Here is a 12,319-nt window from a genome sequence, read left to right as displayed (position 1 = left end):
ACCGCTCCGGGACTGCAGCCACCTAGTCGTGCCAGCCGAGGAAGTCGTTCATCTGATCGAGTTCCGTTGCCGTGCCGACTCGTTCACGATTGGACTTGCGGCCGGGGCGAGCGATCGGCTCGGGCATATTGCGCCCGCGCCTGCCGTCGTCGGTCCGCGCCCACGCCAACCACCGCAGGCTGTCGGCGGCATCCGCCAGCAGGTGCTCGGCGGTTTGCCATCGACTGCCCTCCGGGTGCATCACCCGAAGCAACGCCGACTCGAGCGGCAGGTGCTTCACGATCGCTCGCAGGTCGGCCCAATCGAGCGCGTCGGTGCCGAGCATCCGCAACCGCAGCCCCAGGACGATCAGGTCGTATTCGATTGCCTCGCAATACTCTTCGAGAAGAGCATCGAGGCTTAGGATTCCCCCAGGCTCAGCCCCGAGTGCGCGCGCCACGCCTCGAGCAGCTGGTGGTAGGCGTCGGGATCCATCTCGTCGAGCGCGGCCAGTGCCTCGGGGGTCAGGCTCAACTCGAGCAGGGTGTACATCGCGTCGACATCGCCGAGGCGACGGATCCGGCGAACCAGACCGGGCTTGAGGTAGGACAGCGACGGCAGCACGATGTCGGCGCCGTCGACGGTGTAGGTGAAGTCGTTCTTCACGACCGCAGGCTGGGCGATCTTGATGGGAGCAGCTGGAGAAGTCATGGGTAGCAGACCCTTTCGTTGTTTCTGGTGTGAATCTTGCGAAATAGGAAGGGCCCAACGGCGGCGGGCGGGCCTGCGCATAGGTGATTTACCCGCCGCCATTGGGGGCTTTTAATCAGGCAGTCTTGAGACCGTCATCGAGGTAGCGGTACGCCTTGATGCCGGAATCGTCCTTGAATGCCTCGACATTGATCGTGAAGCCGGCCAGTTCGTTGGACACGAACTTCTTCTCGGTGATCGAGGAGATCTTGGCGTTCGGCAGCACGATGCGGAGCTTCTTGTCCTCGGTCTTCATGTCGAAGACCCACGAGCGACGCGGCAGAACCACGCCGGTTTCCCGGACGTTGATCAGCTTGCCCGAGGTGGAGGTTGCCGCGGTGGCGGTCACGTTGTTCTCACCGAAGATCTCGGCGAGCACGTCCTGGTCCCACACCGCGTACAGGGTCAGGCCGAAGCGGACCGAGTGCTCGGTCTGCAGCTGGGCGATGATGTCGGCGTTCCAGTCCTTGACCGTCTCGACCTTGCGCTCACCGAGCGACTCGATGCCGTCTTCGGAGACGTAGCCCAGGGCCTTGAACGCGGGGGCGATGACGCCGGCCGCGGTGGTCGGCAGAACGGTGTTGAGCGGGGCCACCAGGACACCGCCGGAAACGGCCAGGTTGGGGGTACCGGCGCCGATAAAGTTGCTGGAAGGCAGAGCCATTGTTGTTTTCTCCCTTGGGATTGTTGCGCAGGCCCTCGGGATGGGTACTTCAGTTCGACTCCGGTCGGAGTCAGGCGAGGACGGTGCCTCGCACAATCAGGTCGGCGACAATTGTGTACCGCGGGGCGGCTGTCACCGGGTCGGTGTCGTTCTCGATGCCGGCGTCCTCGACCTGGTCGCACCACACGGTGCCCAGGTATCCGGGAGCGGCCGCACTCAGGATCGAACGCACGATCGCGGCAAGGGCTGCCGCCGCGCCGGCGTCATCGGTGCATTCGAGAACAACACGAGGACGATCGAGAATCAGCTGAGCGCTTCTGCGCCCCTCCCGATCCTCGACATCAACTCGGGCTTTTCGGTCGTTTCTGGTTACTCGCACCATCCGGGTCGGGCGCGGGTCGGGGACCCGGCTGACCACAGTCGCGGTATCGGATACCGCGGCGAGTTGCGTTGTCAGATAATCGACCAAAGTTTGTTCGATATCAGGAAACAGGATTCTTTCATTCATGTCAAGTCCTTGAACAGAAATTGTTTGAGACCAAGATTTGGGCATGAAAAATCCCGATCGGTCGACCGATCGGGATACCCATCACCAGCGAGGACGGAACAGAACTATGCCCCTAATCACTGGGCTTTTGCTGTTCTTTCCACCATGCAAGAAGATCTTCATTTTCCTTCTTCAAGCCGGAGACTTCATCGAGAGGAAACACACCAGAGTAGACGAATTGCTCTTCCCTGAGGAGCCCGTTCTCTTCCGCCCAACGCTGCGAACTCCCCTCGAAAACGCCATTAATCATTCCGCCGTCGGTTTCGCCTCCCGAGTTAAAAGGTTGCCCTCTCCAGGTGAACGTCCACCGCCACCGGCACCACGTATCTAAATCACAAGGGTCCACCAGGTAGCAATCCTCGTCGATGACCACCCCGTCCCCCTGTTGAAGTCCCACAGGGTGCGGCTGTTCTTCACGTGGGATCAGAATAATGCAGGGCTCAGCCGCAGCGTCCTCGAACCAATCGTAGGCCTCCCCCTTATAAACGGCTGCATGCCCAGAACGCCATCTTCGTGTATCGCCCATACCTTCACCATATTCCCACAGAGGCCTGCACACTTAGTTACGACATCCCGACAGTTTCTCGCACGTAATCCGGGTAGCAGTGGCGATGGAAGAATCGTGTCCATCAGAAACTGGGCAACGCGCGTTTCGGCCAAAGCCGAGATCCGCACTGGTTCGAAATAAGACGTCGAAAGATCAATTCTTCCAGCTATATCTCCATTTAGATATATTCAATTCACTGTGTCCCGCAATCGAATCCCGACTCCATCTTCCACTGCCCAGTCGGCAATTTTGAATACCGGTAACAGACCCGCTTCAAATTAGTACTGAATTCTTTGTGCAAGTCCACTAGATCACCGACGAGAGTGAGCGTTTCATCAGAGGGAAAGATGATAGGCCGACTCGACGACTTCAGCGAAACACGATACTGCCCGCCATCGTCAACGCTCACGTCCAGTTCGGCGATAATGTCCACTTCCGACATTTCAATCAAAATCGACCTTCCAAGTGCGACGTCAATCTTGCCGTGTCGGTCAAATGACATGCCTGGCATCGCAGGTCCCTCCCGGTCCTGTTTGCTGAATCATCACTTCGGTACACCGCTTAGGGTCGATAACCTTTCGTGAATACACTCACGGACTGGTCGTCAGCGAATTCCGCCCACTGATCGTCCAACACTCCAGAATCAGGTCAGTTCTCGCGAAACAAGCCCATCGAGAAACTCCGTCCAACTGCTAGAGATCATCGAGATATTCTCACAGGTCGGAGGAAGAGCCTCATCGTCGCCTTCTTCTTCGTGATCCCAAAACCAAACTGTTCCGAGATCTCCCAATCTCAAAGATAGGGCAATGAGATTGCCATAGGAATCACGCGCAATGGGAAGCAGCCATTTCGGCACTCGGCCATCGTAGACCTCTAGCTGATCCCAAATGCTTATGCCTTCGCCAATATTCGCACCAACACCGAAAATCTCGTCGATAGCCTGGTCATTATCTTCCAGCCACCCGCCATCGGACTCGAGAAGGTACGTGCGGTACTCACCAGGAAGCACCGTGTCTAAATGTTTGGCGAGCCGATCCACCTCCGTCAGTAATGCCGGCTCACCGACTACCCTATATCCTACGCTAATCTGAATCACATTCCCTTTTGTATCGCGACCCCGCCTGCGTGCCTAACCGCATCGTGAATACCGTTAGGTACCAACTGCATCGTAACGCCGTCCTCGTGATGATGCCAGGTGTACCCTCGCGGCCTCGCCCAAACGCCACCAGGTGTAGCTGCACGCATCAATGCATCCGCATGGATATCGTCCACCAAGAACTCGAATGGTCGGCGTCAATTTTGCCGCTCCATATCGACTGGGGCAATGAATGGGAATGCGGTAGCGAATTCGTCCATAACACTCGGACTATTGCGGATAGCTTTCTCCGCATCCGCTCTGGAAATCGGCGGATCATAGACGTCCACACCCCTCATGAAGGCAATGCCATATATTTCAGATTCGAGCGTTGGCACTTCATTATCGTCTGGAGCGAATCCAATTGCGTCCATCACGCTATCTATACTCTCTTCACAATCGAGTAGGTCGAAAATATACGGAGGGATATCTTCGACCTGATTTTCCACTATGAGACGGAGGGCCCACTCCTTCATTTCGGCAATGCTGATCGCTTGACAGAACAGGCAGCCGACAACAAAATTAATTGCCCGTGAATCACCCTGTGTCAGACCCCGCACTTCAGACACTTCATCTCCCTTTAGAAATCGATTCGCCACCGATATGGCCAGACTTGCCATGGAACCACTTCTCAACCAATTGCATCCTGGGGACACGACCTGCTCGCAAACATTTCGCTGAATGCCTCTTCCAAGAAGTGGTACATCTCATCATCACTTCCGAAGTCGACACCAGAAATGCCGAAGATGTCGTCACACGTCAACATTCTGGACTTGAGAACCTCCAGATATTGACTATAGACAAGGTCCTCGAAACCGGGGTTGCGTTCGCGAAATACCGAATAATCCATCTGGTCCCGAGCCACGGCTGCCCAATCCCCATATACTTCATCACTCAATAATGAAATTAGGTATCGAAGTTCAGATCCGATCAATTTCCACTCCTACGGATGGCGGCCCGGCGCGGGACTCAGATGTGAGTTCGCTACGACGTACCGACAATGTCTCGCACGTGATCGGGCAGCAGTGGCGATGGCAGAATAGTGCTTATCAGGAACTGTGCAACGCGAGTTTCTGCCAAAGCCGAGATCCGCGTTGGCTCGAAATACGACGTCGAGTTTTCTATACTCTCGACCTCAGACATCATTTCTAGCCACTCTTCAGGTGCGACCACCCACGCCAGACCGAACGAAGGCGCGTCGCAATCCAGAAGCATTTCAGAATAGAGCGGTACTCGATAGATACCTGGCGAAGCACCTTTATGTGTCGTAACAGAGATATCGGAAGAACGCAGACTGAACATCCGCGCATCGTCTACTGATGCAATTGGAAATCGAAACGGCTCAGGGACCCCCTCCCCGGCGACTGGTAGGTCGCTATGGAGTTCTGGAATGAACCTGACCTCAACAAGCTCGTTCAGCCGCATGATGTGCACCCCCTCGAACAGGACGGGATCTGCATCTACACTTAACGACAGTTCGCTCTCGGCCGCCGTAACAAACACCCTGAAGTCAAAGTCGAAACCTTGTTTCATTCGCCAACCATCCCATTTTCCGCCTGGCGGTTCAGAAACCTACTCTTCCTCGTACCGATCGATCAGGGCACCATCTCGTCCATACAAAAGCGTTGCAGACAATTCCCCATCATCTCCGTACTCGTAACCCTTCATTTCCAATAGATCTCCACTGTCCATGGAAAACCATGCTTCTGAGATGAGATCACCCTTTGCATCTACGTGCTCAGATCTCCTCAATATTGAGTCTTGCGCGATACTGATGCCCTCACGAAATTGATAGCTGCCGCTTTCTTTGAACACACCCCAAACATTCCCGCGCGCAGTAGGATATGCCTCCTTATGCCAAGCCACTGCCTCGTCTACGTTTTCGACGTCGAAATAGTGGACAGTGACCACGACATCTGACTCGAAGGCGACCCGCTGAACCACTACTCCACCAACGCTCATCACAACCACGCGATGCGATGCCTCGACTGGCTCGTGCCCGTGGGCGCGAACGAAATCGAATTCGGCGCCATCCCATACGTACCATGTCATCTCATCAATACGAGAATATTTATAGATAGGGACCGAAGTCAAAGGGGCCACCTTCCTCTACTAGAGATACTTGAATCTTATAACTACCAGGTAGTGTGTCATGAAGTATATCCCCAACCGGGCGCTCGAGGTTCATGCGTGGCGCCCAACGATAGTGTGAAAACTTTCCCTTCTGCTCATCCTTTTTGATCGCTCTCTTGATCTTATCAATCATCGAGGCGTCGAGAAACTGTCGCGCGTACTTATGGAAGGTTTTCGAGTCCACAATAAGTGCGACGTCGACGTCGCTCGTCCCTGGGTTGTGAACCGAACCCCCCTGAACCCTAAATATGACGTCTGCCGGATCTACACCGTAACGTCGAGCAAGCTCCAATACCTCCGCTTTCAAGTCTTCGAACTGCCGCTTGGACTCGAAAAGATACGGGTACCCCCGAGATCGTACTTCGTCGAGATTGTTCAAGCTTTCATGTAGCTTATCGACTACATTATCGGTCCCGGCGAAGTCCGGAACATTTTTTCCACCTTTCAAGCCATATTGGGCAAGCAAAAATTTTGCATCCTCACCCCAACGTTCGATCAAATCCAGCACTGCTGCCAGCTCGTCGTCAGTTGCAGATGCAATGGCAGCGCGTATATACGGACTCGGATCAAATCTCGGCATCGGCCGGACTGGATCAACCTGTATATGCGCCAACGTGTCCACTAGAGTGCCCCGTGATAGCCCCGCGGATTCGTTCGAAACGTCAGCGTCTGCTGTTTTATCTGGCGATTCTGCGCTGGCACCTCCGAAGCCGTCTACGCCAGACTCGACATCTCCCGTCGCTCCTTCAGGATCGGTGTTTACGTCGGTTTGATCCGCTGCATGTAGAGGAATCGGTGCGACAGGCCCCGCAGGCTCGCGTGCCGGCCGTTCGGGAACGATCCGAGTTGGGTCAGGGACACTTGTTTGATCTTCGATGCCGTCTGATTCGATATCGAATGGGTCGAGCGCGGGCGGCAGACGCGGATCCCAAGGCGTCGCCGAGTGAGGCGCAGGCGCTGGCGTCGGGGTTGGCGAGTACGGTTCCGGATCTACCGTAAGTGGGAATTGGGGATTGTCCGGAGCGAGTTCCGGCCCTGGGATTTCGAGATCGGTCGGTTTCGGAGCTGGTGGGGGTTGAGGTACTGCCCCCGGCTGCGCGCCTTTCGATGCCTCTTCGCCTTCGGGTGGATCCAGCGACAAAATCCATGTTGTCGCCGCGACAGCCCCCATACCTGCAACCACTGCAAGCACGGCCGGCCAGGAAACCACTGCAACCATCGTCCCGGCCGTGACCAGAATTCCGGTCTCGGTGATTGCCAGAGTCGAGGCCATTACAGCGCCGGTGGTCACCGCCGCCGCGCCTCCGGTTACCAGCGCTCCAGTGTTGGCGGTCCTCGCGACGTCGTAGAGCGCCTGGGTCTGTTCGTAGGGACCGCTGGCCACCGTTCCAGTACCTGACGGATAGCCCGTGTAACGATCAGCGACTGGATCCGGCCACACCGTCAGCGCCGACATCACAGTGGACGAGCCTCCGAACGGGCTCGTCGGACGCGGCTGAACTGTGCTGTCCGCCTGAATCGAGATCATGCTCAGCACCGGATTGACCGGCCCCGCCGATGATCGATTCGGATCGACTACGCCGGTTCCTTCGGACGCTTGAGCACTGATCATCCGCGTGATGATCGAAAGACTCGGATCTGCAGCAGGGGTGGCTACCGCGGGAATTGCAGTGCTGCTCGTGGCCAAAACAGCAGCAAGCCCAGCCGTATCAGCAGCAGCTCGCTCCGCACTGAGCTGCTCGTTCGACTTCAAAGTGCCGTCTGGGTTGTACATGGTCGCGAGCATCGGCACCGAAGCGACGAGCTCAGGGTCGATGCGGTCAACCACCTGGTTGTCGGCAGGCTGGGATGCTGGTTGTTCTGGCACTGGCGGCGGCGGAACACCTGGCCCCGGAAGTTGGGCGGGGCTCGATGGAACTACGGTCTGTGGAGCTGGCTGGGGCGTTGGCGTGCTCGGCTTGTTCTCGGGTTTGCCCGCCTGACTTCCGGGATTGGGCACCTGCCCTTCCACGGGAACCCGGTATCCCTCACCGTCGAGGTCAGCACCCGCATCGACGTCGACGATCGGCTTCAGCTGGGTCGGGTTACCGGACAATGCTGCAGCGACCATCTCGGTCGTAGCCAAGATTCGTTCGTACGCTCGTGCTGCGGACTGCGGCGTGAGCCCGTTGATGTTGTGGACTCGCGGCTCGCGCTCGGGTGCTCGCGATCCAGCAGCACCGATAGGCGTCAGACTCTGTAACCACCGACCGTCACCCGTAGGGTCCGGCACTGGACCATTCACCGGGAAGGCTCCGCCTCATCGATCCGACGCCGCAGCTCAGCGACCATCGCCGCATACGCCTCCGACTTCGTCTTCCCCTCACAAGCAACCCCACGAGGATGCGTCGCATACCACGCACTCCCCTCGACCTGCTTCACCGAGATCTCGTCGAAGTCGTAGAACTCCTCCGCATCAGGCGTAGGCCAATTGCCTTCGGCGTCAGGGGTGATGTGAGCACCGGTATCGAAAGCACCCGGCGCGCCGGCGGGCGTCGGGACCCACCGGATCTCCTCGAGTTCGGGGTGCACACGCACACCTCGCTTGATGAGGTAGTCGGCAACGCGGGTCGCCTGCTTGATCGAGGTGATCGTCGGTTCGGCCAGCTTGCGACCGACCGGGCTGGTCCACTCGGGCAGGTGGATGACCGAAAGTTCTTCTGCCAGTGCGCGAACCTGCGGGTCTAGTTCGTCGTCATGGTCGGGTTCGGCGAGCTTGCCGGACATGGCCTGCTGGATGAAGGCCAGAAACTCGGGAGTGACCAGCTGTCCGGACTCGGTCTGGACGTATTCCGGAGGCGACGTTTCGTTGGTGCCGAAGTCGACCGAGCCGATGATTTCCTTGCCGGACATGTGGTGAAGCCTCCCGAGCTTGGGCATGAAAAAAGCCCGGGCCGAGTGGCCGGGCTTGTGGATGGATGTGGAACTCAGTACTGCGGCCTCACGTAGCCGCGACGAGTCCGTTGTTCTGGAACAGGCTCGGCGCGGTGGCCTGCGTGGACCGGAGGAAGGTGGCCTGTGGCTCGGTGGCCAGCGAGCAGCCGTCGTAGATGATCTTGCCGACGGGGCCCATCGCCGCGTTGGTGGTCACCTGGTGGTATCCCATCAGCTGGCAGTCGAGGTAGCGGACGATCGGGCCGGTGCCCCAGGTGGTCCAGTCGTAGGAGTGCGTGCGCGGCGAGGCATTGCCGAACGCGGGGAAGGAGTTCGCCGTGTTTTTGTTGCTGACCACCTGGTAGGCCAGCGCCGTGTCGCTGCAGCTTTCGAACGTCACGTTGCCGGTGACCCAACCGCAATCGATGACTCGGTGATGCTGGGAGCGGACTTCGAAGCGCACTCCCTGTGCGAGGAAGCGCCATGAGCCGTCGGCGATGTTGTTCTTGCCCAGCTTGATCATGGTCGAGGTCGTGGTCTGGGTAGTGTCACACAGGATCCACGAACCGCCGTGAATGTTGATGCTGCCGCCCATGGCGAAGTCGAGCATCGTGCCGGAGTTCCACTCGAACTCGCAGTCACGGAAGGCATAGTTGAGGAACTGTGCCTGCTGCGCCGGGTAGGGGGCAAACCCGGAGCGGACTCCGGCGTCGCCCCAGTTGACACCCTCGACGTAGACCCAATCGAACAGCTGCTCGGAGTTCAGATTGGCATTGGTATCGCCGTCGAAACCCCACCCGCGCAACCAGTTCCCCGTGATGCGCAAATTGCGCCACTCGATGCGATTCTGCGCGCCCGAACCATAGGCGGGGTAGGTGCCATCGTTGGCGGCGCTGCACCACAGGTACGCCAGCGACTGATTCGGGTTGGTCGAATGGAACCCGAGATCGTGAATCTTCGCCGACCGCAGCCGGTTTGCCGCCGTGATCAAGTTGTTGGCCCGTGGGTCGGTCGAAGCGGTGGCGTCGGAGGAGAACACGATGAGCGACGAACGCTCACCCGCACCGAAGATTTCCAACCCGTGGACAAGGTTGCTGCCCCATTGCGCGCCCGCGGCAAGCGCCGGCGTGCCGAGCAGCGCGTCGGGCTCAGTCAGCACATACGTGCCGGGCGGGAAGTACAGCGACTTGGTGAGGACGCGGTTGGTGGTGATGGTGTTGGTGGGCGATGCGAGGACTGCGGCCATCGCGGACTTCACCGCAGCGGTGTCGTCGTGGATGCCGTCGCCGACAGCGCCGTAGTTCTTTACATTGACGATGTCATCGTCGAGCATGGCTGAATCCTTTGCGGAATTCGAATTAGGTTCGCACATGCGGGCTTTCGGCATGACTACAGCCGAAAGCCCGCATGCCCGCGATTCGTTGATCGGTTAGGTGATGCGTACGTACGACGCCGGATTCGCCTGCGCGGTCGGGTTGTACATGGCCAAGAACTGACTGCTCATCGCCTGCACCCGGACGATATCGCCGGCCGCAATGTCGCGGACCACCGAGACGTTCACCGTCGCCGACGCATTGGCAGGCACTTGCGTCGCCGTCCCCGTCGCGACAACTACTCCGTTGACCGTCAGCCGCAGCGTGACATTGACATTGACCGAGGCAGCAGCGGTGAACACGATCGAAGCGCCCAGTGACGCTGCGGCTTTGGATTGTTGCGCCACGATGCCATCGGTGTTGACCGTCGACCCTGGATAGGTTCCCGTGTTGGCGGTCCAGCCGGTCACGGTCGACCACGCGTCGGTGAGCTGCGTCCACGCCGGGGACTTGATCATTCCGGAGGGAGCGAAGCTCGCAACCGTGACCGTCGACAGTTGCCCGATGCCGACCTGTGCCATGTCGACACCAGCCTTGGCACTACTCACCGCGACGAGCCCGCCGGAGCCGGCAATGCTCGCAGGCGCACCCTGCGTTACGGAGAGCAATCCCCCACCTCCGAGCGCGACCGGTTGTCCGGTTCGCACCGAGAGGGTGCCCTCGCCCGCCCCACCGCCGAAGGCGACTACCGGCCCGACGGCCGAAGCGTCTGCCGTGAGGCTTCCGTTCCCGGCGAAGGAGAGATCCATCGGTTTCAGGCCGGAGAACCTCCCTTCGCCACCGAACAGTGCTTCAGCGCTGCTGATGACAACCAGGTCGGCGCTCGCGGTTCCTTCGGAAACGAAGGCCCGTGGCAGGTGGGTGTTCAGCGCGGCAGTCGAGTCGCCGATCGCGGTCAGGCCCGCGTCGAGCAGCACCTTCCCTGACTTGACCACGACCTTCGCGACCAGCCGCCCCAACGCGCCCGCGGCGGTGAACGCCCCGGCACGCGGAGAGGTTGCCGCGGTGGCCTGGCCATTGGCGGTCGGCTGCGCAGAAATCTGCGCTCGCACCTTGTCCAGTCGCGCTGTGACGGCTCCGTGTCCGGTGTTTCCGGCGACGGTGTACGGCTTGATGATCGGCACATCCGCGCGCAGAACGACCACCGGCACCGCTGGCGGCCTCGAGGTAGTAACCGAAGCGTCCGGCGGTTTCGCCGCAGCTGTGGACGGCGCCGGCAATGTGGCCCGCACCGTCGATTGTTGCGTAGCCATGCGGCGCCCTCCGTCAGCTCTGGGTGAAAGTGGGGGTGATCAGCAGCTGGCCCTGGGCGCCCAGGGTGGTCGCGCTGATCGCGACCTTGTCGATGAAGTCCGGGGCGCCGCCGGCGAGGGTCTTCCACAGGCCCACGTAGGTGTAGGAACCCGCGGGCAGGTCGATGGTGACCTGCGAACCGGTGACCACACCACCGGTCCCGGAGGTCCACGTCGACTGCTTACGGGCGTAGGCGGGCGAACCGCCGTTCGCCTCATTGGCACCGGTCGTGCCCGGGTCGGCGATGTGCACGCTGATGAAGACGGTGTTCGATCCCGCGACGTTCTTGTAAGCGTCCGCGAGAGCCTGGCGAGTGGTAGCAACGGCGATAGCCATGGGGATTCCTCCTGGAGAGATGGTGAAAAGGTGAGTCGGTTACTGCTTGCGGCGAACGGCTCCGTAGAACCAGAGATATTCAGTGGTAGGCGTGGTCGGATACGACACGTACAGGCGGTATTTCGCGCCCGCGGCGATGGCGTCGGCCAGCTCGGAACCGACGACGAACTTCGCCTGACTCGCACTGACCACCGCCTGCCAGGTGTCGAGGATTGTTTCCGAGGCATTCACCAGCACGATCCGGACCTTGGTATCGGCCGGGAAGACCGCGCCTGGTTCCAGTGCCACGGTGTGCACGAAATCCGCGCCCTTGGAGAGCACGAGGGTGAGGTTCGTCGGGTCGTAGCCGAATTGCTTCTGTTCAGACATGAGCTTCCATTCAGGACGATGGTTCCGGTTGTGGCGCAACGGGATCCGGTTCGATATAGACCGGACCGGCCTCGGGCTCCAGCGCGCCGATGAAGATGCTGCCGCGCCTGCTCGCGATGCCGTCGGCGACGATCGACACGACGAGCATGTTGTTCTCCACGGTGAGGGCCAGTTCCTGGCCGTCGACCCCTATCTGTCAGACTCGGATGAGACACGGCGACCGTGTAGTTTCCCGTAGACATGGGCGAGATCGGACGTTGTGAGCGTGACACTGAGTACC

General features: G+C 59.4%; 17 protein-coding genes. All 17 read right to left on the bottom strand.

What is annotated here, in order from left to right; translation table 11 throughout:
- Nucleotides 1–22 precede the first annotated feature (22 nt).
- Nucleotides 23–439, bottom strand: coding sequence for a DUF5361 domain-containing protein (locus tag ACFWVD_RS26665; RefSeq protein ID WP_379247340.1), 417 nt, complete (start codon nt 437–439; stop codon nt 23–25).
- The gene (locus ACFWVD_RS26660; RefSeq protein ID WP_379247338.1) at nt 400–690 is read right to left on the bottom strand and encodes a hypothetical protein; all 291 of its coding nucleotides are present in this window, start codon (nt 688–690) and stop codon (nt 400–402) included. Before ACFWVD_RS26660 ends, ACFWVD_RS26665 begins: the two co-directional genes overlap by 40 nt.
- A 115-nt stretch (nt 691–805) precedes the next feature.
- Nucleotides 806–1,393, bottom strand: a complete 588-nt coding sequence (locus tag ACFWVD_RS26655) for a hypothetical protein (RefSeq protein ID WP_379247336.1) — start codon at nt 1,391–1,393, stop codon at nt 806–808.
- Between the two features lie 70 nt (nt 1,394–1,463).
- Entirely contained in the window at nt 1,464–1,901 is a 438-nt protein-coding gene (locus ACFWVD_RS26650; RefSeq protein ID WP_379247334.1) for a hypothetical protein, read from the bottom strand.
- A gap of 112 nt (nt 1,902–2,013) precedes the next feature.
- Entirely contained in the window at nt 2,014–2,466 is a 453-nt protein-coding gene (locus ACFWVD_RS26645; protein ID WP_379247332.1) for a hypothetical protein, read from the bottom strand.
- A 664-nt stretch (nt 2,467–3,130) separates the two neighbouring features.
- Entirely contained in the window at nt 3,131–3,583 is a 453-nt protein-coding gene (locus ACFWVD_RS26640; RefSeq protein WP_379247330.1) for an SMI1/KNR4 family protein, read from the bottom strand.
- Entirely contained in the window at nt 3,580–3,732 is a 153-nt protein-coding gene (locus ACFWVD_RS26635; protein ID WP_379247414.1) for an HNH endonuclease, read from the bottom strand. The genes ACFWVD_RS26640 and ACFWVD_RS26635 overlap by 4 nt, the downstream gene beginning before the upstream one ends.
- Before the next feature lie 48 nt (nt 3,733–3,780).
- Nucleotides 3,781–4,242, bottom strand: a complete 462-nt coding sequence (locus ACFWVD_RS26630; RefSeq protein WP_379247328.1) for a hypothetical protein — start codon at nt 4,240–4,242, stop codon at nt 3,781–3,783.
- A 364-nt stretch (nt 4,243–4,606) separates the two neighbouring features.
- Nucleotides 4,607–5,155: a hypothetical protein gene (locus ACFWVD_RS26625; RefSeq protein ID WP_379247326.1), complete on the bottom strand. Its 549-nt coding sequence runs from the start codon at nt 5,153–5,155 to the stop codon at nt 4,607–4,609.
- 39 nt (nt 5,156–5,194) lie between these two features.
- Nucleotides 5,195–5,716: a hypothetical protein gene (locus ACFWVD_RS26620; RefSeq protein WP_379247324.1), complete on the bottom strand. Its 522-nt coding sequence runs from the start codon at nt 5,714–5,716 to the stop codon at nt 5,195–5,197.
- The gene (locus ACFWVD_RS26615; protein ID WP_379247322.1) at nt 5,694–7,880 is read right to left on the bottom strand and encodes a hypothetical protein; all 2,187 of its coding nucleotides are present in this window, start codon (nt 7,878–7,880) and stop codon (nt 5,694–5,696) included. Before ACFWVD_RS26615 ends, ACFWVD_RS26620 begins: the two co-directional genes overlap by 23 nt.
- A 155-nt stretch (nt 7,881–8,035) precedes the next feature.
- Entirely contained in the window at nt 8,036–8,647 is a 612-nt protein-coding gene (locus tag ACFWVD_RS26610) for a hypothetical protein (RefSeq protein WP_379247320.1), read from the bottom strand.
- An 88-nt stretch (nt 8,648–8,735) separates the two neighbouring features.
- Nucleotides 8,736–10,001 (bottom strand): glycosyl hydrolase family 28-related protein, encoded by a 1,266-nt coding sequence (locus ACFWVD_RS26605; RefSeq protein WP_379247318.1) that lies wholly within the window; start codon nt 9,999–10,001, stop codon nt 8,736–8,738.
- A gap of 96 nt (nt 10,002–10,097) precedes the next feature.
- Nucleotides 10,098–11,192: a hypothetical protein gene (locus ACFWVD_RS26600; protein WP_379247316.1), complete on the bottom strand. Its 1,095-nt coding sequence runs from the start codon at nt 11,190–11,192 to the stop codon at nt 10,098–10,100.
- Between the two features lie 115 nt (nt 11,193–11,307).
- Nucleotides 11,308–11,670, bottom strand: a complete 363-nt coding sequence (locus ACFWVD_RS26595) for a hypothetical protein (protein WP_379247314.1) — start codon at nt 11,668–11,670, stop codon at nt 11,308–11,310.
- Between the two features lie 39 nt (nt 11,671–11,709).
- On the bottom strand, nt 11,710–12,039 hold the full coding sequence (locus tag ACFWVD_RS26590) for a hypothetical protein (RefSeq protein ID WP_379247312.1): 330 nt from the start codon (nt 12,037–12,039) through the stop codon (nt 11,710–11,712).
- 10 nt (nt 12,040–12,049) lie between these two features.
- The gene (locus ACFWVD_RS26585; RefSeq protein WP_379247310.1) at nt 12,050–12,187 is read right to left on the bottom strand and encodes a hypothetical protein; all 138 of its coding nucleotides are present in this window, start codon (nt 12,185–12,187) and stop codon (nt 12,050–12,052) included.
- Nucleotides 12,188–12,319 lie beyond the last annotated feature (132 nt).

The organism is Nocardia sp. NPDC058666 (genome assembly GCF_042714895.1).
GTDB lineage: Bacteria > Actinomycetota > Actinomycetes > Mycobacteriales > Mycobacteriaceae > Nocardia.
This window is presented reverse-complemented; position numbering and strand designations above follow the sequence as displayed.